Source organism: Bacteroides sp. CACC 737 (assembly GCF_013874375.1).
Taxonomy (GTDB): Bacteria; Bacteroidota; Bacteroidia; order Bacteroidales; family Bacteroidaceae; genus Bacteroides; species Bacteroides uniformis.
In genome coordinates, this window is record NZ_CP059408.1 from 3723722 (window position 1) to 3748974 (window position 25253).

The 25253-nt window shown below is 49.5% G+C and carries 23 protein-coding genes; 11 read left to right on the forward strand and 12 right to left on the reverse strand.

Annotated elements, in window-relative coordinates; all coding sequences use genetic code 11:
- Positions 1–22: 22 nt before the first annotated feature.
- Both H1A11_RS15635 and H1A11_RS15640 read right to left on the reverse strand, forming a co-directional pair.
- Positions 23–3202 carry an efflux RND transporter permease subunit gene (locus H1A11_RS15635; RefSeq protein ID WP_181757419.1) on the reverse strand — a complete coding sequence of 1060 codons (3180 nt, stop codon included), beginning with the start codon at positions 3200–3202 and terminating at the stop codon, positions 23–25.
- A gap of 37 nt (positions 3203–3239) precedes the next feature.
- The gene (locus H1A11_RS15640) at positions 3240–4346 is read right to left on the reverse strand and encodes an efflux RND transporter periplasmic adaptor subunit (protein WP_117599972.1); all 1107 of its coding nucleotides are present in this window, start codon (positions 4344–4346) and stop codon (positions 3240–3242) included.
- Between the two features lie 222 nt (positions 4347–4568).
- Between H1A11_RS15640 and H1A11_RS15645 the strand changes: the two genes are divergently transcribed.
- Entirely contained in the window at positions 4569–5480 is a 912-nt protein-coding gene (locus H1A11_RS15645; protein ID WP_119962191.1) for an AraC family transcriptional regulator, read from the forward strand.
- A 97-nt stretch (positions 5481–5577) separates the two neighbouring features.
- Here H1A11_RS15645 and dacB read toward each other — a convergent pair whose 3' ends face one another.
- A complete protein-coding gene (dacB, locus tag H1A11_RS15650; protein ID WP_181757420.1) occupies positions 5578–7017 on the reverse strand; it encodes a D-alanyl-D-alanine carboxypeptidase/D-alanyl-D-alanine-endopeptidase in 1440 nt (479 codons plus the stop codon).
- Positions 7018–7184: 167 nt separating this feature from the next.
- On the opposite strand from dacB, the gene H1A11_RS15655 reads away from it, so the two are divergent.
- A complete protein-coding gene (locus H1A11_RS15655) occupies positions 7185–8456 on the forward strand; it encodes a M1 family aminopeptidase (protein WP_119962190.1) in 1272 nt (423 codons plus the stop codon).
- A gap of 8 nt (positions 8457–8464) precedes the next feature.
- Here the strand turns inward: H1A11_RS15655 and H1A11_RS15660 are convergent, their stop codons facing one another.
- Entirely contained in the window at positions 8465–8887 is a 423-nt protein-coding gene (locus H1A11_RS15660) for a DUF2007 domain-containing protein (RefSeq protein WP_181757422.1), read from the reverse strand.
- Positions 8888–8921: 34 nt separating this feature from the next.
- Positions 8922–10280, reverse strand: coding sequence for a dihydrolipoyl dehydrogenase (gene lpdA / locus H1A11_RS15665; protein WP_181757424.1), 1359 nt, complete (start codon positions 10278–10280; stop codon positions 8922–8924).
- Between the two features lie 190 nt (positions 10281–10470).
- Between lpdA and H1A11_RS15670 the strand changes: the two genes are divergently transcribed.
- Positions 10471–11418 carry a hypothetical protein gene (locus H1A11_RS15670; RefSeq protein WP_117599971.1) on the forward strand — a complete coding sequence of 316 codons (948 nt, stop codon included), beginning with the start codon at positions 10471–10473 and terminating at the stop codon, positions 11416–11418.
- Here H1A11_RS15670 and H1A11_RS15675 read toward each other — a convergent pair.
- Positions 11415–11747 (reverse strand): DUF4907 domain-containing protein, encoded by a 333-nt coding sequence (locus H1A11_RS15675; protein WP_181757426.1) that lies wholly within the window; start codon positions 11745–11747, stop codon positions 11415–11417. The two genes, H1A11_RS15670 and H1A11_RS15675, sit on opposite strands and share 4 nt — an antisense overlap.
- Before the next feature lie 25 nt (positions 11748–11772).
- Complete coding sequence (locus H1A11_RS15680) at positions 11773–12852, reverse strand: kelch repeat-containing protein (RefSeq protein ID WP_181757428.1); 1080 nt, start codon at positions 12850–12852, stop codon at positions 11773–11775.
- Positions 12853–13135: 283 nt separating this feature from the next.
- On the opposite strand from H1A11_RS15680, the gene H1A11_RS15685 reads away from it, so the two are divergent.
- Together H1A11_RS15685 and H1A11_RS15690 are read left to right on the forward strand one after the other, a co-directional pair.
- Entirely contained in the window at positions 13136–14452 is a 1317-nt protein-coding gene (locus tag H1A11_RS15685; RefSeq protein WP_181757429.1) for a DUF4270 family protein, read from the forward strand.
- Complete coding sequence (locus H1A11_RS15690) at positions 14449–15660, forward strand: hypothetical protein (protein WP_181757430.1); 1212 nt, start codon at positions 14449–14451, stop codon at positions 15658–15660. Before H1A11_RS15685 ends, H1A11_RS15690 begins: the two co-directional genes overlap by 4 nt.
- Positions 15661–15813: 153 nt before the next feature.
- Here the strand turns inward: H1A11_RS15690 and H1A11_RS15695 are convergent, their stop codons facing one another.
- Positions 15814–16560: a LytTR family DNA-binding domain-containing protein gene (locus tag H1A11_RS15695; protein WP_117965065.1), complete on the reverse strand. Its 747-nt coding sequence runs from the start codon at positions 16558–16560 to the stop codon at positions 15814–15816.
- Between the two features lie 204 nt (positions 16561–16764).
- On the opposite strand from H1A11_RS15695, the gene H1A11_RS15700 reads away from it, so the two are divergent.
- Positions 16765–17373, forward strand: a complete 609-nt coding sequence (locus H1A11_RS15700) for a hypothetical protein (protein WP_119962198.1) — start codon at positions 16765–16767, stop codon at positions 17371–17373.
- Positions 17374–17406: 33 nt separating this feature from the next.
- Here H1A11_RS15700 and H1A11_RS15705 read toward each other — a convergent pair whose 3' ends face one another.
- On the reverse strand, positions 17407–17799 hold the full coding sequence (locus H1A11_RS15705; RefSeq protein ID WP_117599934.1) for a PH domain-containing protein: 393 nt from the start codon (positions 17797–17799) through the stop codon (positions 17407–17409).
- A gap of 108 nt (positions 17800–17907) precedes the next feature.
- Between H1A11_RS15705 and nadB the strand changes: the two genes are divergently transcribed.
- Positions 17908–19479 (forward strand): L-aspartate oxidase, encoded by a 1572-nt coding sequence (nadB, locus tag H1A11_RS15710; RefSeq protein ID WP_016272212.1) that lies wholly within the window; start codon positions 17908–17910, stop codon positions 19477–19479.
- Positions 19480–19610: 131 nt separating this feature from the next.
- On the opposite strand, the gene rbr is transcribed toward nadB, so the two are convergent.
- Positions 19611–20189, reverse strand: a complete 579-nt coding sequence (gene rbr / locus H1A11_RS15715; RefSeq protein WP_005825226.1) for a rubrerythrin — start codon at positions 20187–20189, stop codon at positions 19611–19613.
- A gap of 320 nt (positions 20190–20509) precedes the next feature.
- On the opposite strand from rbr, the gene H1A11_RS15720 reads away from it, so the two are divergent.
- The gene (locus H1A11_RS15720; RefSeq protein ID WP_117599932.1) at positions 20510–22192 is read left to right on the forward strand and encodes a SulP family inorganic anion transporter; all 1683 of its coding nucleotides are present in this window, start codon (positions 20510–20512) and stop codon (positions 22190–22192) included.
- Between the two features lie 7 nt (positions 22193–22199).
- Entirely contained in the window at positions 22200–23039 is an 840-nt protein-coding gene (locus H1A11_RS15725; RefSeq protein ID WP_008662282.1) for a DNA/RNA non-specific endonuclease, read from the forward strand.
- 5 nt (positions 23040–23044) lie between these two features.
- On the opposite strand, the gene H1A11_RS15730 is transcribed toward H1A11_RS15725, so the two are convergent.
- Both H1A11_RS15730 and H1A11_RS15735 read right to left on the reverse strand, forming a co-directional pair.
- A complete protein-coding gene (locus H1A11_RS15730) occupies positions 23045–23554 on the reverse strand; it encodes a flavin reductase family protein (protein ID WP_009037517.1) in 510 nt (169 codons plus the stop codon).
- Between the two features lie 10 nt (positions 23555–23564).
- Entirely contained in the window at positions 23565–24338 is a 774-nt protein-coding gene (locus H1A11_RS15735) for a radical SAM protein (RefSeq protein WP_117599931.1), read from the reverse strand.
- Positions 24339–24588: 250 nt separating this feature from the next.
- Here H1A11_RS15735 and H1A11_RS15740 point away from each other — a divergent pair, with 250 nt between their 5' ends.
- Together H1A11_RS15740 and H1A11_RS15745 are read left to right on the forward strand one after the other, a co-directional pair.
- The gene (locus H1A11_RS15740; RefSeq protein WP_117588639.1) at positions 24589–25032 is read left to right on the forward strand and encodes a hypothetical protein; all 444 of its coding nucleotides are present in this window, start codon (positions 24589–24591) and stop codon (positions 25030–25032) included.
- Positions 25025–25228 carry a helix-turn-helix transcriptional regulator gene (locus H1A11_RS15745; protein ID WP_008662275.1) on the forward strand — a complete coding sequence of 68 codons (204 nt, stop codon included), beginning with the start codon at positions 25025–25027 and terminating at the stop codon, positions 25226–25228. Before H1A11_RS15740 ends, H1A11_RS15745 begins: the two co-directional genes overlap by 8 nt.
- Positions 25229–25253 lie beyond the last annotated feature (25 nt).

A 25253-nucleotide genomic window follows, 5' to 3' on the forward strand; every position in this document is an offset into this window, starting at 1 on the left:
ATCTGTTTTTATTTTATTTTCCTCAATCTTTCGCCCGTTCTGCCTCACTCTTCTGCTTTTCAAGCAATACCTGCATATCGGCTTCTTCCTCCATTGGCGGACGAACCTTCTCCTGCAAGTACTCAAAGATGATATAGAATACGGGAACCACAAATAGCAATGCCAATGTTCCTACAAGCATACCGCCTACTACACCCGTACCCAGCGAAGAGTTGCCGTTGGCACCCGCACCTCTCGAGAACATCAACGGAAGCATACCGAATATCATCGTCAGCACCGTCATCAGGATAGGACGCAGGCGGACCTGGGCGGCCGAGTAGGCCGATTCCACAATGCCCATTCCCTTGCGGCGCCGCTCGATGGCATACTCCGTAATCAGAATAGCTGTCTTGGCAAGCAGACCAATCAACATAATTACACCCGTCTGCAAATAGATGTTGTTCTCCAAGCCAAGGACTTTGGCAAAGAGGAACGAACCCATCAGCCCGAACGGTACGGAGAAGATGACCGCAAACGGCACCAGGAAGCTCTCGTAGAGACATGCCAGAATGAGATAGATAAGGAAGATACAGATGGCATAAATAAAGACAGTCTGCGCACCACCGGTATTGGCTTCCTCACGTGCCATACCTCCGTACTCGTAACCGTAGCCCAGCGGCAATGTCTGTTCCGCCACTTCCGCAATCACTTTCTGCACTTCACCGGACGAATATCCTTCTGCCGGATTCACGTTGGCAGAGATGGCGCTATACAGATTGAAGCGGTTGGCCGTCTCCGGACCAAGCACCCGATTCAATGTCACAAACTGGCTGACCGGAGCCATCTCCGTACCGTTGCGCACAAACATATTACCCAGTGCCTGTTCGTCCAGACGATATTCGGGCGATGCCTGCATCATGACGCGGTATACCTTACCGAACTGGTTGTAATTGGAGATATAAGCTCCACCGCAATAACTGCCCAACGCGTCGAGCACCACACTCGGCGAAATGCCCGCACGCTTACACTTGGCCGCATCTACATCTACCGATACCTGCGGGAAGTTCATAGCATAAGAGGTATACGCCATAGCCACCTCAGGACGCTGGTTCAGCGCACCCAGGAACTGTATCACTGCCTCGTAGAACGTTGCCATGTCACCGCCCGTTCTGTCCTGGAGGTTCAGCTCTAAGGAGTTACCCATACCGTAGCCCGGAATCATACCCGGCTGGAAGCTGAATATCTGCGCCTCCTTCACACCGTAGAACTGGGCATTGAGGCGTGCCACCACAGCATCGGACGTGTGTTCGCTCCCCTTCCGCTCGCCCCAGTCCTTCAAACGGATGATGATGGTACCGTAGGAAGTGCCCTGACCGGACATCAGTCCGTATCCTGCCACCTTGGAATAGTGTTCTATCTCGGGAGTGTTTTTCAGGATGTCCTCCAGCTTGTTCATCACCTTCGTGGTTTCTTCCAGCGTGCTTCCCGGAGACGTGCTGACGTTCACCATGATGACACCCTGGTCCTCCTGCGGCACAAGCCCCGTCTTGGTGGTACTCATCAGGTAAACCAGCAATACGACGGTAGCCGCCAATGAAGTCCACACCATCCAGCGGTGGTGGATGAAGAACATCACACCTTTCTTATATTTGCCCAGCACGGCGTTGAACGAGGCATTGTATGCCGCACGCACCCGTCCGTTGATGCTCTTCGCACTCTTCGTACCGTCCGACGGACGCATCATGATGGCGCACAAGGCGGGGCAAAGCGTCAATGCCGAAATCATGGAGATGCCCACTGCCGTTGCCATCGTAATGCCGAACTGCGTATAAAACACACCCGAAGTACCACCCATAAACGTCACGGGGATAAACACCGCCATGAACACGCAGGTACAAGAGATGATAGCCATCGTCACATCGCCCATCGCATCCTTCGTGGCAAGGTAGGGAGACTTATATCCGGCGTCGAACTTGGACTGCACAGCCTCCACCACCACTATGGCATCGTCCACCACCGTACCGATGGCAAGCACCAACGCAAACAGCGTCAGGATATTGAGACTGAACCCCGCAGCCACCAGGCAGGCAAACGTGCCGACCAGCGACACGATAATGGAAATGGAGGGTATAAGCGTACTCTTGAAGTCCTGCAGGAAGAAATACACCACCAGAATTACCAGTATAATGGCAATGACCAGTGTCTCCACCACATTGTGTATGGAAGCGAAGAGGAAGTCGTTGGAACTCATCATCGTCACAAATTCCGTCCCTTCGGGCAGGCTCTTCCTCATCTCGTCTATCTGTGCGGTAATCTGCTTGTTGACAGCGGTTGCGTTGGAGCCTGCCGTCTGGAACATCATGAAAAGTACCGCCGGCTTGCTGTCCATCTCACTGCGGAAACTATAGGTCAGCGTACCCAGCTCCACATCCGCCACATCTTTCAGACGAAGCACGGAACCGTCGCTCTGCGAGCGTACCACCGTGTTCTGGAATTCCTCCACACTCTTCAGGCGTCCGCGATACTTCATCGTAAACTGGAACACGTTCTTTGAATTCTCGCCCAGCGAACCGGTAGGCGCTTCGATGTTCTGCTCGCCCAATACGGCGGTCACATCCGAAGGAACCAGTCCATACTGCGCCATCCGTTCCGGTTTCAGCCAGATACGCATGCTGTATGTATCGCCCAGCTCCATTACATCACCCACACCTTCGATACGCTTAATCTGCGGAATCACGTTGATATCGAGGTAATTGGCTAGGAAAGTCTGGTCGTAGCGTCCGTCGGTGCTTACCAAAGCACCGATTTGCAGGAAGCTGGTCTGGCGCTTCTGGGTAGTCACACCGATTTTCGTCACTTCGGCAGGCAGCAGTCCCTGCGCCTTGGATACGCGGTTCTGTACGTTCACCGCAGCCATGTCGGGGTCCGTGCCCTGCTTGAAGTAGACCTGTATGGTGGCAGAACCGGCATTGGTGGCGGTAGAGCTGATGTACATCATGTTCTCCACACCGTTGATACTCTCTTCCAACGGCATGATGACACTGTTCAATACGGCTTCGGCGTCGGCACCGGTGTAGTTGGCGCTGACGTACACCGTGGGAGGTGCAATATCAGGATACTGTTCCACCGGCAGCGTAAAGAGCGAGATAAGCCCTATCACCAGAATCAGTACGGAGATGGAGATAGCCATCACCGGCCGCTTTATAAATATATTTCCTTTCATCTTAATGGGTCATTGATAGTTGATAAATAGCAGTTCATTATTTCACCTGTGTCCCTTCGCGCAGCAGTCCGGCACCGGTGGAAACAATCTCGTCGCCGACTTCCAGTCCGTCCAGCACTACGTATTCGCGTCCGTCATTTATTCCGGCCACGGTAATCAAGGCAGAAACGGCCTTGCCATCCACTACCTTATATACCACTGTCTTGTCCTGCAACTGCACGGTGGCCTCTTGCGGAATCACAATACAGTTCTTATAAGTGGTAGGCACCACCACCGTGCCCGACGCCCCACTGTGGAGCAGGCGCGATTCATTGGGAAATACCACACGTGCCACTACCGTACCCGTCTGACGGTCAATGACGCCACTGATGGACTCGATGGTTCCTTTCTTGTCATAGACGGAATTGTCGTTCAGTCTCAGTTCCGCTTGAGGCATGTTCTTCAACGCCTCGTCCATGCTTCCGTATTGGCGGGTCAGGGCAAGCAACTGGTTTTCGGTCATGGAAAAGTAAACGTACATGTCGCTGTTGTCACTGACCGTTGTCAACGGCTGCGGCAGGCTGGGGCTGACCAATGCTCCTGCACGGTAGGGCAATGCCCCCACCACCCCGTCGCTGGGACTCTTCACTTCCGTATAGGAGAGGTTGTTGCGCGCGCTTATCTCCTGGGCTTCGGCCTGCGAGAGCTGTGCCTTGGCGGTAAGATAGGCGTTCTCGGCAGTCTTCAGACTGAATTCCGAAACCACTTTCTGCGCATACAGTTCCTTGTTGCTATTGTAAGTCAGTGCAGCAGTAGCCAGTGCAGCGCGTGCAGCCTCCACATTGGCCACGGCCGTTTTGAGGGCAGCCTTGTAGGGCACTTGGTCGATAATGAAAAGCGACTGTCCGCGGCGCACCTTCTGCCCCTCAGTCACACAAAGCTTCTCAATGGTACCCGACACTTGCGGATAGATATCTATGTCCTGCCGTCCGCGTATCGTTGCCGAATACGAAGTGGAAAGCTCTTTGTCTGTCGCCTCCACTTTCATGGTAGCGTAAGAAGGTTTCATTCCGGAAGCATCCGTTGCCTGCTTGCAAGATGCCAAACACATTGTACAACCGACAATCCCTATCAGCCGTATCCATTTCCTGTTTAATGTAATCATACTCTTTCTCATTGTATTTTTGTTAAAACTGGTGGCAAAAGTAGGAGAAAGGAACAACGCCATAATGACCAATTACACTCCAAGGATGTCCCTTTTTCGACATTCATCTTTTTTAAGGCTAATGAATTGTCTATAAATGACATATAGAACAAGAAAGCCGCATAATGGAACATTCCATATTTCCCATTATTCACCAACTTTGCAAAACGAAAAAGGAAGAATATGGAGAAAGGGAACATAAAAATCGTAGAAATCGCGGACTTTAAGAACAGCGAACATGTCCTTGACTATGTAGACAATGACTTTGTCATAATCAACAGTCTGGAGGGAAGCCCCTACAATGAAGATACAATAAGATTAGGATGCTTCCTTATCGCTATCTGTCTAGAAGGCTGTATCCAGTTGGACGTCAACTACAAAACCTACCAACTGGAAGCAGGCGACTTACTGCTCGGCCTTCCCAATACCATTATCAGCCACGCGATGGTAAGCCCAAAGCACAAGATAAGGCTTGCCGCATTCTCCACACAGTTCCTACAACGCGTGGTCAAGATGGAGAAGGATACATGGAATACCGTTATGCATATCCACAACAATCCCATAAAATCTGTCGGGGAGGAAGGAGACAAGGAAATCTTCAAATTCTACCGGGAACTGCTTATGGCAAAGATAAACGACGAGCCTCATCCCTATCATAGGGAAGTGATGCAACACTTGTTTTCTGCCATTTTCTGTGAAATGTTGGGACACCTCAACAAAGAAGTGAACCCTTCAGCAATGACAGCCGATACAAAAGAAAGCATCAAACAGTCCGACTATATCCTGTGTAAATTTATAGAGATGTTGTCCAAAGACAACGGCATACACCGTTCTGTAGGATATTATGCCGATGCACTCTGCTATAGTCCCAAACACTTTTCGAAGGTCATCAAGCAGGCGTGCGGACGTACACCGCTGGACTTGATAAACGAGAATGCCATTGAACACATCAAGTACCGGCTGAAGCACTCGGACAAGTCCATCAAAGAGATTGCAGAGGAGTTCGATTTCCCCAACCAGTCTTTCTTCGGGAAGTACGTGAAGTCTTATCTGGGCATGTCTCCGGCACGTTACCGCAATACGAAAGAGGAGTGATTTCCCCTACTCTTGGGGCTCACTCCGTAAAGGTCTGCATTAGGAAGCCAAACCTTAACTTTACGACGCTAAAGGTCAACTTTACGATAACTAAACCTCAACGTATCACTTCATCACACACTGCATCCTGGAAAGCGCGTGCTTCTCTGCCCGACAGTGCATTCTGGTTCATGATGGCAAAGGCTATCTCGTGTCCGTTGCGGGCTTTAAGGTAGCCGGCCAGGCAGTTGATGGCGGTAAAGGAACCCGTCTTGGCATGTACATTTCTGTGGGAAAAGGTGCCTTTCTTCATGCGGAACTCCAGTGTACCGTCCACGCCGCCAATGGGCAAAGCCTTATAAAGTTTCTGGAAAACATCCGTACGCGAGTAGGCATATCGCAGGAAAGAAACCAAGAGTTCCGGTGAAATGTAGTTGTAATTGGAAAGGCCGCAACCATCTGCCAGATTATACCTATCGGGGTTATATCCCATCTCTTTTATCAGCATGCGGATGGCGGAAAGCCCGTCCTCGGCAGAGACACGCTTCTTTCCGCTGCTCTGCACACCCAACCGGCAGAGCATGGCTTCGGCATTGAGATTATCGCTCTCCTTCATTATCTGTTTCACCACATCCTGCACGGAAGTTTCATAGGAAGCCATCCGCACGGAAAGGCTGTCTTGCCGGAACTCACCGAAGAGGTAAGAGACTTCCGCTTCTGCCGCCGGAATGCACCGGATGCCTCGTGCCTGCAACCGTTCCATAAAGGTATGCATGAAGAAGTCCTGCGAAGAAAAGATATTGACCGTACCTGCACGGCGGGCATCGACGTTGCCCGTCACGGTGATGTTGTTCCCGTTCACCAGCCAGTCGCGCGACACACGGAAACGTCCGGCAGAAGGGGTACGGCTTCGGGTCTTGTTCGTCAGTGTATAATAGGAAGAGGCGGGAGTGCATTCAAGGCGTGCGCTGTCGCCCCGTTCGCCGGGTGTAGCGGTAACCTTTACCACTCCTTTATTCAGCATCAGCGGTGAGAGGTAGGGCTGGAAAGAATAAGGGGTGTCATCCCACAACCAACCGCTGCCCCAGTACAAGGAGTCTTTCATGGAGACATCTCCATACACCTTGCCTTTGATGACGGAGAAGGGGAAACGGGCCACGGCAGCCACCAGGGAATCCAACGCCTCTTCATCAAACTCCGGGTCGTAACCGCCTATCACGTACATATCTCCCTGCAAGGTATCGCGCTCAATGGTTCCCTGATACCACACTTCCGTACGGAACGGCTCGTCGGCTTCGGGACGAGAAAGGGCGGTAATGGTAGTCAGCAGCTTCATGGTAGAAGCGGGACGGGAAAGCTTATCCGCCTGATAGCCGTACAAGGGCTTTCCGGCAGTCAGGTCATAGACCGAAATGGCCACATTAGAGCCTGCGGGAAGTTTGTGTTCTATCAACGCATCAATCCGCGCAGAGAGCGGCTTCACCGGAGTTACCGTCTCTTGGGGCCATAATGGGAGCAGGCAGACGGATAAAATTAACAGCAACAATATCCTTTTCATAAATATATTTATCTTTAAAGGCAAAAGTACGACAATCTTACAAATGAACAACAACGAGGTAGTCTTTTCATAAATTATATCCAGCCAGCCATCTTATATTCCTTTAAAAATACTACTTTTACATAGGCAAAATCTCCCAGTTACTATCACTTTAAAATTGATGTATCATGAAACTACAACTTGCAATTGCCAGCTTTACAATATGCCTCCTTTTCTTCCCCATGCTTCGGGCACAAGAATCTCCGCGCATTGTCAGTTATGACTTAACCGTACAGATTGATGTACCGAACCGACAGGTCGAAGTAGGCGGTTCGTTTGAAATCGATTTCCAGGACAGTGACTCAATCTCGTTGGTACTATGGCGCCATGCCCGTATCGACACACTACGCCACAGCAACCGGGAAATAACCTACCGTTTCGATACGCTTGCCCCGGCACCTGCCCAATTCATTCCCGACGGACGGACCTTGACCCTCTACCGGCCGGCAGGAGCCGATGACCGCTGCCGCATAAATACCCGTTACACACTCTACATGCAGGAAGTGCAGGGCCCTGCAAAATCATTCAATGACCATTGGATTGAACTTGGTTACTATACGGGATGGTATCCTGTCTGCAACGGTAACCGGGCAGATTATTCGCACTTACGAATCGGCATCACTGACGGTTATACGGTGAGCGGCTCAGGTATTATTTCCCATACAGAAGAAGGGATGTGGGAAATGGAGCAACCTTGGGAGAATTTCGACAATGTTATCCTGGCTTCACCCATGCTGAAAAGCCGCCGCATCAATGATAACGGAACTACCATTGAACTTATCTATACAGACTTCCCGGATGCCGGTGCAGACTCGGCACTTCAATGTTGCCACAATGCCTTGAAATTCTTCCGACGCCTTTATAAAATTGCGGGAGATGAGGATATTTACATGAAATTCCTGCTTTCAGCTTCCGGCACCTCAGGAGGGTACAGCCGTAAAAATTTCATTATGCTCAGTTCCCGAACATTCAATGAATATGTACTCAAGAACACCGCCCACGAAATCGGCCACTTCTGGTGGAACAAGGCTCCGGTGGAATCTTGGCACGACTGGCTGAACGAATCTTTTGCCGAATTCAGTGCTTTGCAATACATACGCCACGCCCGCGGCGAAAAAGCCTATGCCGCTTACATCGACGCCTACCGTAAGGAAACACGCCATATCCGTCCTATCTGGGGTATTGACCGCAACGACCGCGAAGCGCATCTTGCCCTCTATAGGAAAGGGTCAGTACTACTCGCCGACCTACTTGTCCGGGTGGGTGAAGAACCTTTCTTCAACTTTCTGGCAGGTGTCATCCAAGCCCATATAACAGACACATCGGCTTTCCTGGATTTTGCGGAAAGCCGATTGGGACGTAAAAACCGGAACTGGATTAAAAAGCGGTTAAAAGAATAAACACCTGATTATTCTTCAACTGTTCCTTTCGACACCGGCTTCTCAAAATGAGTGCCGCACTTCCTGCATACATACTCCCAATGCTCAGTGCCCGGAGGTGCGGCCGACAATGCCGCAATAACAGCAGCCACCACAGCACGCACCCGATGGCTCTTCTTCAGCACAAACTTAATCTCATCCGAACCGCAATGGGGGCAGTACCTCAACTGTTCCGGAATCATCTGGTTCCGTTCAAGCAGACGGAGGGCATTGTCATATTCGTCCTCATAGACAAATATATCCACTCCCGTGACATCACGGACATATCCGCGCATCACGGAAGACATGTTTTCATTATGCAAAACAGACGCAATGCCCTCATTCTCCAAGGCACCCTGAATGACGTGTGCCTGGAAGGCATCGTCGCAGGTGATTAGCTTTACGGTTTTCATCTTTTATGTTTATATGAAACAATAGTCATGGGGTCTACAATGCCTCCTTGAATATCTCTCCCACCGTGGGGTGCGGAAAGACAATCTTCTTCCATTCATCGGCAGTAAGTTTCAGCTCGATGGCCATGCCTGCCAACGTTATGATTTCCGAAGCGGGATTGCCCAAGACATGTGCTCCCAATACGGTATCGTCACTGCCCAACAGTAACTTGCAGACACCGTTCACACCTTCGTTCTCGGCGACGAAACGGCCACTATAGGCCATCGGCAGCTTTACGGCACGATAGGCAATGCCTCTCTTCTGCAGGGATTCTTCTGTCTCGCCCACACCGGCTATTTCGGGATTGGTATACACCACGCCGGGGATGGCACGATAACTCATAGCGTCCTTCCGGCCAATGATGGAATGTATGGCTACTTCCGCCTCGCGGACGGCTGTATGCGCCAGCAAGGAATATCCCGTCAAGTCGCCGCAAGCATATACTCCGGGAACTGAAGTCTGCATCTGTCCGTTGACAAAGACATTTCCGCGCTCCGTTCTTTCCAAGCCCAGATTCTCCAATCCGAAGCCTTTCATTACCGGACGGCGCCCGACACTCATCAGAAGCCGTTCGGCAACGACGGAACCGGGACCATCGGCTGTTTCATAATTCACCTGGATAAGGGAAGAAGCTTCGGCAGTATCCGGCATGACAGACACTACTTTTGCACTCAGCATGAACTTGATTCCCCGCTTGGCGTACTCTGCACGGAGCATACCCGCCAGCTCTCGGTCCATACCGCCTCCCAGTATCTCGTCCAGCATCTCGACGACGGTTACCTGCACTCCCAGGCTGTTGAAGAAAGAAGCGAACTCCATACCGATGACACCGCCGCCGATGATGGCAAGCGAAGCGGGCAGTTCCTTGTTGTCCAGCGCGTCACGATGGGTCCAGTAAGGCACCTTGTCTATGCCGGGAATGGCAGGGACAAAGGTTTCGGAACCGGTGCAGAGCAGCAGGTTCTCGCATTCGTAGGTTTCTCCGCCGCACTCCACATGATTCTTGTCCGTCACTGTGGCCTCTCCGCTGACAATCGTCACACCATGGGCAGTCAGCTTTCCTTTGATTCCCAATACCAGCTTGCGTACTACCTTCTGCTTGCGGGCAATAATCTTGGGCAAATCAAACGATACTTCGGGCACACTGACCGCATACTTCGAAGCATGGCGGGCTCCGTCATAGGTCTTGGCCGAATACAACAAGGTCTTGGTAGGGATACACCCTTCATTCAGGCACACTCCACCGAGACTCTGCTTCTCAAATAGTACGACACTCAATCCTGCTTTTCCGGCAGCTTCGGCAGCAGTATATCCCGCAGGACCTCCACCGATAATGGCAACTTGGTATTTCATGGAATCAATGATTAATGGTTAGTGATTAGTGGTTAATTTGTGCGCAAGTTAATAAAACCCGTATTATCCGGCAAAAAAGAGTACTTCTTTCTTTCGGAGAATACAGCGTAAAGAGGAAATAATTATCTTTGTCGGGCAGCATTTACAAAGAATGCCACGTCCAATGGACATAAATCAAATAATAACCAACATGAAAACGACTGACTTATTCCAACCCATCCTTCTGTTCGCTCTTTTTCTTTGCGGCTTGACAGCTTGTAGCAACGACGATGACCTTCGCCTCTCGCCCATGCAGGAAACTACTCTGGATGGAGATGCCTCTACCCTGCAGATAGACCTGACACGTAGTGACTGGCGCATTGCCTCCATCACCACCCTTGGCGGAACCACAATGGTAGACACCAACAACCGCCCCTTACAGTTGGAAGGCTTGGGAAGCCTTCACTTCCGCTGGTTTGACCTCACCCGCGAGAACGAAACCCGGCTCACACTAAAGACTGAAGACAATTTCGACGGAGAAGAACGCGGGCTCGTCCTCAACCTGGAGATGAAGACGGGCTTCTACAAAGAACAAATCACCATACGGCAAGCGCCATGCGAGAATTTCTATCAGATAGAATCCATTGAATACAGCGTGGGAAATAATGACGGGGTGGAAGAAGCCGGGACGGAACCCGACAAGAGTACCTATAAAGATGAAACTATGGGCAACACAACCGGAAAGCATGACCATTATCCGTTCATCAACAAATGGACAGAATACGCATTCTTGCTCAACGACCACTCCAACGATGTCTTCAACTGGATAGACCCGAAGAAACGCAGCATCTACCTGCCCGACCGTATAGAAGACGGAAAGGTGGTGATGGGGCAACAACAGCTATTCTTCCTTGCCCAAGGCAAGTACTACAAAGAAGACGAATTGAGATATAAACATTTTGAAATGGATATAGTGGGCATGAAATGGAACATATACACTTCAACCATCTACTACAAACGGCTTCAAGTGACATTCACCGCCACTCTTTCACGTCCCGGTAGCGATACAAAGAAGGTACTCAAGGGTAAATTCATGCAGAGATACCCTTATGACTGCTCGGAAATACATCACGAAGTAAAGGATTCTTTAGAAGATTAGAGTCCGGTGTCTGTCAGACAAGACTCCACCTCCTCCCTGCTCAATGCCGGAGCTTGCCCATCGGCAAGCTTGCGGCATACCAACCGACCGGCCGCCAGCGCTTCCACCTTTGTTGCAAATGGCAGGCGACCGCTCAAAGCAGGTATAAAAGGTTGATATATCAGGGTATCGGCTCCATGCAGCACCACGTAGCCGTAACCGCCTTCCACCTCCATCACCCGACATTTCAACTCATTGTCGCCGCTGGCAACATGGCCCGAACAGCAAGAAAGGCATACCGCCATCACAGCCGGTACACCTATCTTTATCATCATAAACATCAGCTTCATAAGTTCCGTTCAGTTATGGGGCGAATCAGACTTCCTCTTCCTCATCGGGCAGAAGTTCGTACACATCATCAAAGTAGCTGGTACCGCTTGTTCCCGTCAGCACAAAACCACGTTCGCCGGTAGAGAAACCAACGGCAGCCCTGCGCGAAGAAGCGCCGGAAGGATAATTATGCACATCTGTAATGGGGGTAAAGTCGTCGTCGAAATCGCCGTACCATAAGTCTTTGTCAGGGTCGTACAGCCAGTAGTCGCTGCTCAGGGAAGTGCTGTTACGTATTCCCGTAGCCACAAACCCTCTGCCCCCAATGACGAAAGATACGGCTTCAGACCGTGTGATGGCGTAGTCATCGTCATAGTCGTTGTCGGAGTCCGTATTGGCAATGTCACGCAATTGGGTCCAGATGCTTCCGTCGAACTTCCAGAAATCCACCAGGTCGGTACTGTTGTTTCGCCCGCAACAGATGTAGGCCACCTCATCGATGACGAATGCCGTACCGAAGTAGCGCTTCTCGCCTCCATACCCGCTCACCGCTTCCCATTGCGAACCTTCGGCGCCATTGGGGTTGAAACGGTAGAAGTCCATCTTGTAGGCACTCTCGCTGCCGGTAGCGTCGCTGTTGCAGCCCGTACCGACATAGCCATATCCGCCTATACTGAAAGCCAGGGCACCGTCGCGCACCCCGCCTTTGAAGTCGTCTTTCCGTGTCCAGGCATCCGTGGCAGGGTCATACTCCCAGGTATCTGCCACACAGTAGGACGAGGAGCCGTCCTTCACGGAACCGGTCGTAATGTATCCCTTGCCATTCACGGCAAAGCCCACGGCAGCCTTGCGCCCGGCAACGGGCATGTCGGCACACTGCGTCCAGCTGTTCCGGCTCATGTCATACTCCCAAAGGTCGTTCAGGTAATCCTTGTTCGCTCCGTAGAAGCCACCACACAAATACCCATAATTGCCGATGGTGAAGCCGGAGGCATAAGCGCGGTACACACCGTTATAGCTGGCTTTCTTCATCCACTGCCCCTGAGTGTATTCATCCTCGTCCGTACAACTGCCGGCAATGCACACGATGGCCAGCAACATTATTCCTACCAATAGTCTGTTCATTGTTTATTGTTTTAAAGATTAATTTTTCATACCCCTCGTTCCCCTGAAGAGGAAGGAGAATAGTTTTAGTATCGGGATGCCGAAACTATTCCCCTCCTCTTTCAGAAGGGCGGAAGTTCTGCCCGCAAAAGTAAACCGCCGCAACCACACCGGCAAAAATAACCGACGAACAGTCCGAAATTCCCGTTAAACGCCTTTACCGATAAAAACCGTCCGAACGCCGATTTTTGTAGAAAGATATAAAAGTTTTGCCCTTCCTTTGCCGCCAACTAAAAGAACAGAAATGAAGAAATCATTGTACAGCTTATTCGCAGTCCTCGCTATCTTCTGCGCCTGCCAGGACGAGAACTCGCAGCTTGGAAAGAGCCTCGTGGAAAGCTCCTTCTATAATGTATACGCAGACACCTGCTCGGTAGACATCAGCACCATCCTGCTGGACTCCATAGAGACCCGGGGCGACAGCATCTGCCAGCTGGGACATTACCGGAGCAGCTCTTGGGGAGATGTATCCGCCACCTACTATGCCGAATACTCCACGTCCGACTTCACCCCCAACACAGACCACACCTATACCCTCGACTCCCTCGTACTGCAGATGATACCTTCGGGCCATTTCTGGGGAGATACCTTGACGCAACAGCGCATCTCCATCTACCGGCTGAAAAACCCCATCGTGCTGGACAACGACGAGGACCTTTACAACAGCACCGTACTCCCGACGGAAGATGCCCCACTCTTCAGCTTTACCTTCACCCCCCGCCCGGGGCGGAAGAAGGAAGTAAGCGTCCGCCTGCCCGACTCATGGGGACAACAACTGCTGAATGACCTCGTGGCTCAGGACGACTACTTCGATACCCAAGACAAGTTCAAGAAAAAATTCCCCGGACTGGTCTTTGTGCCCGAAAACGACGGGCAGTGTATCACCGGATTCATGGTGAACGACTCTGCCATGAGCATCAACCTCCACTACCAGGAAGTCTCCAACCAACGTACCGGACAAGTGCTGACTTTCAGCGTAAACACCGACTATGCCTATACCGGTATCCGGCACGACCCCACCGGCACCCACCTTGCCTCCCTGAAAAGCGGAATAGAGAACCTCGTCCACTCCGGCGACATGGGTTGCCTGGCCTATATGCAGGGATTGACGGGCTACTACAACCAACTGGAATTCCCCTACCTCAACAGCCTCGGAAGTGCCGGACAGATAGTCTCCATAGAGAGCGCCACACTCTACCTCTATCCTCTGGCCCGGAGCTACAACGAAGTGAGCCAGCTTCCCAATGACATCCGCCTTTATATCACGGACGAGAACAATGTGCTGGAGGACTACGTATACGGCAGTGACGGCGTAACCGTACAGACCGGCGACCTGACCATCGACGAGATGTACGGGAAAGAGACCTACTACTCCTTCGACCTCACCGAATTCATCCGCAACAACTACGGCACTTCGGGCATCAAGCGGCAGAAACTGCTGATGAGTCTGACAGACGAAGAAAGCACCACCACCTTCAACCAGGTCATCTTCACCAACGACCCCGAACAAGAAAACCAATGCAGATTAGACGTAAGATTCAAAATATACAACGAGCAATGAAACGCCATTACTGGATTCCCCTTCTGCTGTGCAGTCTGTGTACGGCAAGCCTCACCGCCGTGGCACAAAACACCACCAACCTGCCCACCTCCATGTACGGAGTGGGCGAACTGAGTGCCGGTGACGGCGGACGTTATGCCGGCATGGGCAACACGGGCATCGCCCTGAACCGTACCGGATTTCTGAACACGCTGAACCCCGCAGCCATCACCCGCATGGACACCGCCTGCTTCACGTTCGATGTGGGTGTATCTGCCTCATATGCCCGCTACTCCTTCCTGAGCGAACACAGCTCCAACTTCACCGGCAACCCCAACCGCATCAGCATGGGCTTCCGTGTCCTGCCGCGCTGGTATGCCCTTGTAGGTGCAGCACCATACAGCAGTGTGGGCTATGTCATCCAGACCGAAGAAGAGATAGAGGGAATGCCCGGCAACTACACCTACTCGCTCTTTGAGGGTACGGGCGGACTATACCGGTGCTACGTCACCAATGCCTTTGCACTGAGCAGGCAACTGTCGGTCGGCATCAACCTGGGGATGATAGTGGGCACAGTGACACAGAGCGAAACGCAGGAAAGCGCCGTCGTAAAGTACGAATCCTCCAAACGGGCCTTTTATGCGGACTTCGGCATACATTACGAATGGGGTGCGACCGGACAACGGAAGTGGGCAGCAGGGCTGGTATTTGCTCCCTCCCTTCCCATCAGCCACGACAATACACTGACCTACAGCAACTCATCTACCAGCGAGAACCTCAATAAAGGATACCACAGCCGTACACAATATCTGCCCATGCACCTCGGCACCGGCCTCAGCATGGCCACCGAACGCTGGGTGCTGACCGCCGACTACAACTACCTGGACTGGAGCCGCAACTCCTCTTCCTATACCTCCATGAAATACGAGAACCAGCACAAAGTGAACATAGGCGGCAGCTACATTACCAAGCCACGCCTGGCACGTTCCACCGAGCTGATGGGCGGAATAGGTTTCGGCAACTCCTATATCAATCTGAAAGGCGGGAAGATGCAGTATCTGGAAGCCAGCGTAGGGGCGAGCTTCCCCATCCGGTACTCCTATCTCTCGCTGGGCGCCACGTGGCGGAAACAACTGGACTCACGCAGCAATCTGATGCAGGAAAGCCGGTTCAGTCTGAATCTGAACTTGACGTTCGGGGAAAGAATTTCGAGAGCAAAACTAAAGTAATACAAGGTTCCGGTTCACCACAGATTACACGGATTTTACACCGAATGATTATCATTTGTTGGATCTATATATGCAACGCGTTGCATATATAGATGCAGCACGCTGGAACTATAGATCCAACAAACAAAGTATATAGTATCTGAAAACGGGGTATTACAACACTGCCAGCCTGGACACATACCCTTTTACCCTTTCGCGGTAAGCATCGCCAATGGGGACATCTTTCTGCTCGATGAGCAGTGTGCTGCGCCCGATGGCGCTGATGCAGTCCATGCGGACAATAAAAGAACGGTGCACGCGGATAAATTCGTCCGCCGGAAGTTTTTCCTCCATGTACTTCATACTGCATAGGCTCAAGACAGGTTTGGAGGCACCCTTGCAGAAAATCTTGACGTAATCCCCCAAACCCTCTATGTAGTTTATCCGCTCCAGATCGAGCCGCATGATGCGGTTGTCACACCGCATGTAAATCACCTTCGGAGCCTCTTCCAGACCTTGCCTGTGCTTGGAGTCGGACGTACCTGCATCTTGCAAAGAGAACCAGCGTGCCGCCTTGCTGACAGACTGGAAAAACGTGGAGAAATTGAGCCCGTCCATCAGATAGTCCAACGCATCCAGGCGGAAACACTCGGCAGCATACTTGTCGGTATCTGTAATGAAAATGACACGAGTGGACGAGGACAAGAGCCTGCAAAAATCCATTCCGTTGATTTCACCTTCTTCCACCGGATAGATGCCGACAAAATAAACTTCCACTTTTGTCTCATAATAATCCTTCAGCGCTTCAAGAGGATTGCCGTACTTTCCGTGCAAAGAGAGAAAAGGAACCTTGTCGATATACTCTTCCAACCTTCCGGCAATCTCCGGGTCTGCATGTAAAATGGCACAATTCAAATTCATGTTCGTTTCTTTTTTACATAATGGACGCTGCCATATCCGAAAAACTGCAAACAGAAGAGCTAAAATTAAGCTTTATTTATGATTCAAAGATTACCTGCATTTACAGAAAGACTAAATTATCAGGAAAATAAAGTGCTCACTATGAATAGTTTCAAAAAAATAAACTTATCTTTGTACGTACATCCTCACAAAAAAGTAAAGGCTATGAGACAACAGAAACTATTCCACCTCGTATTGTCCGCCATATTGATTGTCTGCACGACCGGCTGTTATGATAAAGACGAAATTAAAGATGCTGAAAAATATCTGTTCAAAGATATTCAATACTCTTTTGAAGAAGAAGGGGATGGATTCAGTACCTATGATGTAGAACTCCTGCCTTTCATCATGGAAAACAATTTGAACAGCAGTATTACCACCACAAACTCCCCCTTTGAAGACACATGGCAGGAAACCACCTTCCAAAGCAACGACCCCGGAGCATTTGCATGGATGGGGGAAGAAGACATATTCGTCAATGCCCCTTACATGTTTGGAGATGAACTATCGTTAAGCGGGACAACAATAAAATATGGCAGCGAAACAACAAAAGCCAAAGGTCCAAACAGCAGTACTTCCACCATCAGCATACCACCTCACTGTCGGCTCATCATAAAAGGAACACTACACTACAGCAAGCTTGTAGCTACCTATACGCTGACATTCGTAGGTGAATATACAAAAACGGAAAAACAGATAAAGGGAAAGTTCATACAAACAACTCCGGAAAGCTACACAGGAGACATTACCATGAAACCGATAACGGCAGATTAAAACGGAATCACATACGTGGGCACACCATATTGCTCATCCTCTCCGTTCCTCCATCAACCGGATGAATTCCTCCTCTTTGACCGGAAACAATACCTCGCACTTACCCGCTCCATACTTCACCAGTACGTAGCGCATTACTGCAAACCGTCCTATCTGCATGGAAGAGGCACGCTCCACGGAAATGACATCCTTCAGCAGAATCTCCTTGCTGCGCGAGAAGCGGCCGAAATACAATTTCAGCTTCCCGTCCGGAGTCACCGTATAGGTAGTATGAATCAGCTTCTCGATGACAACTATCAGCCAAAGCATGAAAAGCGCCGCAGGCAGCACGTATTTATCCCACAACATATAAATGGCAAGACCACTTATCAGAGCCAGAAACAAAAACTGCCCTACAGCAATACGGGCATGAAAGATTCTATTCATTCTATCGGATTTTTGCCGCTAAGGTAGGTCTTTTTACGAATAAATCCCTACGGAATGAACAAGGAATGTACTTATTTTGTAGTTTTGCAGCGATAAACACTAAATCCTATGGTAAGAAAGTTCGATTTCCTCGTTATCGGCTCCGGGCTTGCCGGTATGAGTTTTGCGCTGAAAGTGGCGCACAAGGGGACAGTAGCCCTTATCTGCAAGGCAGGTCTGGAAGAAGCAAATACCTATTTTGCACAAGGAGGTATCGCTTCCGTCACCAATCTGGCTGTGGACAACTTCGAGAAGCACATCGAGGACACCATGATTGCAGGCGACTGGATAAGCGACCGCGAAGCCGTAGAGAAGGTGGTGCGCAATGCTCCCGAACAAATCAAGGAGCTCATTAAATGGGGAGTGAACTTCGACAAAAAGGAAGACGGAGAGTTTGACCTGCACAAAGAAGGCGGCCACTCCGAATTCCGCATCCTCCACCATAAGGACAATACGGGTGCAGAGATACAGACCAGCCTCATCGAAGCTGTGAAGCAACACCCCAACATCACCGTACTGACCGACCATTACGCTGTGGAAATCATTACCCAGCATCACCAGGGAATCATCGTTACCCGCCATACCCCCGGCATCAAGTGCTACGGTGCCTACGTGCTGAACGAAGCGACGGGCGAGGTGGATACCTTCCTTTCCAAAGTCACCATCATGGCAACGGGCGGTTGCGAAGCCGTTTACCGCCATACCACCAACCCACTGGTAGCCACGGGAGACGGCATTGCCATGGTCTACCGTGCCAAGGGAGCAGTGAAAGACATGGAATTCATCCAGTTCCATCCCACAGCCCTTTTCCATCCGGGAGACCGCCCCTCGTTCCTCATCACCGAAGCCATGCGTGGTTATGGCGGCGTGCTGCGCACCAAAGACGGAAAAGAATTCATGCAGAAGTACGACCCGCGACTCTCACTGGCCCCGCGTGACATCGTGGCGCGTGCCATCGACAACGAAATGAAACAGCGCGGTGAAGACCATGTGTATCTGGACGTCACACACAAAGACCCCGAAGAAACCAAAAAGCATTTCCCGAACATATACAAGAAATGCCTCAGCATCGGTATAGACATTACAAAGGAATACATACCGGTAGCCCCCGCCGCCCATTATCTCTGCGGTGGTATCAAGGTGGACTTGGACGGACAGAGCAGCATCCGCCGTCTGTACGCCATCGGCGAATGTTCGTGCACTGGACTGCATGGCGGCAACCGTCTGGCAAGCAACTCACTGATTGAAGCCGTGGTTTATGCCGACGCGGCAGCCAAACACGCACTGAGCGTGCTGGAACGTTATGACTTCAACGAAGACATCCCCGAATGGAACGACGAAGGTACCATCTCCACCGAAGAACGTGTTCTCATCACACAAAGCATGAAGGAAGTAAACCAGATTATGGAGGCATACGTAGGTATTGTCCGCAGCAATACCCGGTTGACACGTGCCTGGAACCGACTGGACATACTTTACGAGGAGACAGAAGCACTCTTCAAGCGTAGCAAGGCTACCCGGGAGCTGTGCGAACTGCGCAACATGATAAACGTAGGATACCTGATAACCAAGCAAGCCATGGAACGCAAGGAAAGCCGCGGACTGCACTATACGATAGACTATCCGCACGTCGGGAAGTAACTAAAGTAAAACTCGCGCCACTATACTGGCACGGAAAACGAACATGGTCATTTAAACAAAGCGCCCGGATGCTCTGAAGAAAGCATCCGGGCGTTTCCCGTTATCCATACCTGCACAAGCAGGAGACATTATCAATAGTTTGACTTCTTTACTTCGAAGTAAGCCTGCGGATGCAAGCAAGCCGGACATACCTGAGGAGCTTCCTTACCGGTGTAGATGAAACCACAGTTGCGGCACTGCCATACCACTTCACCTTCCTTGGCAAATACGCTGGCAGTCTCTATATTCTGGATAAAAGCGCGATAACGTTCTTCGTGTCCCTTTTCGGCAATGGCGATGTTACGGTACATAAGAGCAATTTCGGGGAAACCTTCTTCGTCTGCAATATCAGCAAACTTAGGATAATCCAATGACCACTCTTCGTGTTCGCCGGCAGCAGCTTCCTGAAGATTTTCCAGGGTAGTGCCAATAACACCTGCAGGATAAGAAGCGGTGATTTCTACCATACCGCCTTCCAACCACTTGAACATACGTTTAGCGTGTTCCTTTTCCTGGTCAGCCGTTTCTGTGAAAATAGCGGCGATTTGTTCGTAACCTTCTTTCTTGGCTACACTTGCAAAATAAGTGTAACGCATTCTTGCTTGTGATTCACCAGCGAATGAAGTCAGCAGATTCTTCTCAGTCTGAGTTCCTTTAACACTTTTAGCCATAGTCTCTTTTTTTATTAGTTAATATAATTACGTATAAATGTCGTTCGTACTGTTCGTAAACAACACAAAATTACGAATTTAGTTTGAAATAACCACACTTCTGCCCCATCTGATTCATTTATCGTCTTATAGAAAGAATCTATCTTCACCGATAATCCGAAAAGGCATTTTAGCATAATTAATAGCACATATCTGATAAGGAAAACAAAATACATCACAGTTGTGTTCACTAATATCCATTATTTTATCTACTTTTGCAGGCAATTTGCAATATATACATTACATTCTGTATAAAAAAACGTATAAAAAAGTAGATTATAATGAAAGCGTTCGGATTCAGACCAAAGCTATACACGGCTTTAAAAAATTACTCTAAAGAACTGTTCATGGCAGACCTGATGGCAGGTATCATTGTAGGTATCGTTGCCCTCCCGCTTGCCATTGCATTCGGTATCGCCTCCGGCGTATCACCGGAGAAAGGTATCATTACGGCTATCATAGCCGGTTTCATCATCTCCCTGATGGGTGGGAGCAAGGTACAGATTGGAGGACCGACCGGTGCGTTCATCGTCATTATCTATGGCATCATCCAGCAATACGGTGAATCGGGGCTTATTGTCGCCACACTGATGGCAGGCGTACTGCTCATCCTGCTGGGAGTGTTCAAGCTGGGAGCTGTCATTAAGTTTATCCCCTATCCCATCATCGTAGGTTTTACAAGCGGTATTGCCGTCACCATCTTCACCACGCAGATTGCCGATATCTTCGGGCTGACGTTCGGAGGAGAGAAAGTTCCGGGAGACTTTGTAGGAAAATGGATGATTTATTTCCGACATTTCGATACCGTTAACTGGTGGAACACGATTGTAAGTATTGTCAGTATCTTCATCATTGCCATTACACCGCGGTTCTCGAAGAAGATACCGGGGTCACTTATTGCCATCATCGTGGTGACAGTGGCAGTCTGGCTGATGAAAGTATATGGAGGCATTGATTGTATCGATACCATCGGCGACCGTTTCAGCATCCGTGCCGAACTGCCGGATGCCGTGATGCCTGCCCTGGATTGGGAAGCGATAAAGAACTTGTTCCCCGTAGCCATTACAATCGCTGTACTGGGTGCCATCGAATCTTTGCTGTCTGCCACCGTAGCTGATGGTGTGATAGGCGACAAACACGATTCCAACACGGAACTGATAGCACAAGGTGTTGCCAACATGGCTACCCCGCTGTTTGGCGGTATCCCTGCCACCGGAGCCATCGCGCGTACCATGGCAAACATCAACAACGGAGGAAAAACTCCCGTAGCAGGTATGGTTCATGCAGTGGTGTTGCTGCTTATCCTACTGTTTCTCATGCCACTGGCACAGTATATACCAATGGCCTGCCTGGCGGGTGTACTGGTCATAGTATCCTATAACATGAGCGGTTGGCGTACGTTCAAGGCATTATTGAAGAATCCTAAATCGGATGTCACGGTACTGCTGATTACTTTCTTCCTGACCGTCATCTTCGACCTGACTATTGCCATTGAAGTAGGTCTGGTGATTGCCTGCGTGCTGTTTATGCGCCGCGTCATGGAGACTACCGAAATATCCGTCATCAAAGATGAAATAGACCCGAATGCAGAATCGGACATTGCAAGCAATGACGAGCACCTAATAATCCCCGAGGATGTGGAAGTATATGAAATAAACGGTCCTTACTTCTTCGGCATCGCCACCAAATTCGAAGAAATCATGGCGCGGCTGGGCGACCGCCCCAAAGTGCGCATCATCCGCATGCGTAAAGTTCCGTTCATCGATTCTACCGGTATCCACAACTTGACAAGCCTTTGTGAGATGTCCCAAAAGGAAAAAATAACCATTGTGCTCTCCGGTGTCAATGAAAAGGTACATAAGGTACTGGAAAAATCGGGCTTCTATGAGCTGTTGGGCGAAGAAAATATCTGTCCGAACATAAATGTGGCACTGGAAAGGGCCAAAATAATTATCCAACACTAATCCCGGCATGGCACGAAAAAAAAAGAAACAATCGCAAGGCGTCTATTATCTTATATTGTTTATATGTGCGGTCTGCCTTGCCTATGAACCCGTTGCAAAGATACTTTCGGATGCCAGGCAAAAGAGTTCTACGCCTGCCAAGATAGAACTCACGGCAGGCACACGCCTTGAAATACCGGCAAAGCTGAAGAACGTCTCCGAACAGATTCTCCAGCGGAAAGGCTACACAGTATCCTACAACAAGGATTTAAAGATACCCAATTGGGTAGCCTGGGAACTCACTCCCGAAAAACTGGTGGAGCGTGAAAGCCGTACAGACAAGTTCTTGCCCGACCCCGACCTGCCTGAGCACGAGGCAGTAACCACCGATGACTACAAAGGAGCCGGCATGGACCGCGGACATATGTGTCCGGCCGGTGACAACCGCTGGCACTGGAAAGCCATGCAAGAGAGCTTCTACATGACAAACATTTGCCCGCAGAACCACAATCTAAACCGTGGCGACTGGAAAGAACTGGAAGAGTCATGCCGCCGTTGGGCACAAGAAGAAGGCAAGATATACATTGTATGCGGTCCTATTCTCTATGACCAACGTCACCGTACCATTGGTAAGAAGCACAAAATTACAGTGCCCGAAGCATTCTTCAAGGTCGTTCTGTGTGCAGACAGCAATCCCCCCAAAGCCATCGGCTTCATTTATAAGAATGCATCAGGCAATCATCCATTGGACAGCTACGTCAATACAGTGGACGAAGTGGAACGTATTACAGGTATCGACTTCTTCCCCGCCCTTCCGGATGAAATAGAAGAGAAGGTGGAAGCCGAATATGACTTGAAACTGTGGTAAAGGAGCTATTCCTTTACCCAGGCATCTACAATCTCGGCTACATAAACCCGGTGCAATCCACCGTGGTCACCGCCATACCAACGCTCGTAGACGGAATGGTCGAGAAAGAGTTCTTCTTTCATATCGGTAATGAAAAGCTTGCGGCACTCCAATCCCAGGCGGTCCTGCTCAAAGAGAATGTTTCCCCGCTCGGTAACGATAGGATTCAGACCAGTTTCCTTTACCTTATCCACTTCCCTACCCGATTTACTGCCACAAAGGTTGTAAATGCTCCGGTTTTCCTTTCCTAAAAAAGAAAGGGTGAAATATTCGTTCTCCTCCATAAACTCATACGTATAGCGCTCGGAACGAATAAAGACAAACACCACCGGCTTGTTCCAAAGCCAGCCAATACCTCCCCAACTGGCAGTCATGGTGTTGAAATGTTCTTTACTGCCTGCCGTAACCAGCATCCACTCTTTGCCTATCACTTCGAAGAAGTTCTCGCTTAAATCTTTAATTGCTATTGATTTCATAAGTATATTATTAATAAGAAACACTTACCGGTATACCCGTTTCACGTATCCGTTCCGCAATGCGATCCAGTTCCTCGCGGGTGGCCTTCTGCAAATCATGGTCGGGCGTTTCACGGTCGATGGTATAAATCATCACTTGGCGGGGAGCAATCTCCTTGACAGCTTCCAGCCAGGGAAGAACAAATTTATCGGATGTATTATCCATATCTTGTCCTTTATAACTTCCTTTGAGAAACATGGTCTGGATAATGCAGTTCCCTTTGAACGCTTTCATCCCTTCTATAATCTCCCGGATGGAGTAATGTCCGGTAGGACGGTCAAGTACACGGACATACTCTTCATCCACCGTATCCAGTTTAAGGATGTTGTTGTCAATCTTGTTCAAAGCCTCGAATACGGCAGGACGATGAATAAAGGTAGAATTGCTCAGTACGCTCACCTTTGCATTCGGAAAATACTTGTCGCGCAAGGCAAGTGTATCTTCTATGATTTCGGGGAAACGGGGATGTGCCGTCGGTTCTCCATTACCGGCAAAAGTCAGTACATCCGGTGTAGGTCCGTTTTGCTGCATGTCCCGCAGACGGGCTTCAAGGGCCGAACGGACTTCTTCGCGCGTAGGCAACGGCTGTTTGGGACGATGGTCGGCATTGAAGCCACATTCACAGTAAATACAGTCGAAAGTGCATACTTTGCCGTCTGCCGGCAATAAATTTATTCCCAAAGATACTCCCAGACGGCGAGAATGAACGGGACCGAATATGGGAGATGGATAAATGACAGTCATACTATTTACGATTTGACGATTTACGGTTTGATTAATGCTTAAACAATCTTACCGCTCCAAAGTTAAGTGAAAACTATGGTATCTAGCAATGTTCGGCTTGCAAAAGTTTACCCATAAAAGAAAATATTCCCTTTATAAAGCATACATCTCATGTTAAAAAAGTAAATTATACATTACATTTTATCTATTTTACTTGTTTATATGTAAAGTATACATTACATTTGCAGATAACATCTAAATGCATAGTATTATGAGAAAGAACTATTTATTTCCAACCACTTTCAGAAAGATAGGTTGGTGTTTATTTGTCCCATTCGCCATCACGTCCTTCATCTGCCTTTTCGACGGCAGCAATGAAGATTGGTTGAAGGTAAACGCGTTGTCAGTAATTCCCTGGGGTATTATCAAGAACTCTTTATTCGACGAGTTGAGTATGATAGGGCTTACGGTTTCACTCTTGTTCATAGCTTTCTCAAAAGAAAAGGACGAAGATGAATGCATTGCCAATATTCGTTCAAACTCTCTTATCTGGGCTACCATAACAGCGTATTCCCTACTGATAGTATGCACTATGCTGATTTATGACATGCAATATCTTAATTTTGTATTTATAGACTTGTTCATGATATTATTTCTGTTCATCATAAAGTACAACATTGAACTTTATAAATTTAGGAGGAGCAACAATGACTAATACATTAAGGGTAGAAAGAGCCATCAAGCATATGACCCAACAGCAATTGGCTGAAGCCATAGGAGTGAGTCGGCAAACCATCAATGCCATAGAATCGGGAAAGTATGTCCCTTCCACCTTGCTGTCATTGAAAATATCAGAGATATTCGGAAAGACTGTAAATGAAATTTTCATGTTGGAAGAAAGTGACAGATAAAGAGAAGACTCTAAAAAACTGTTTT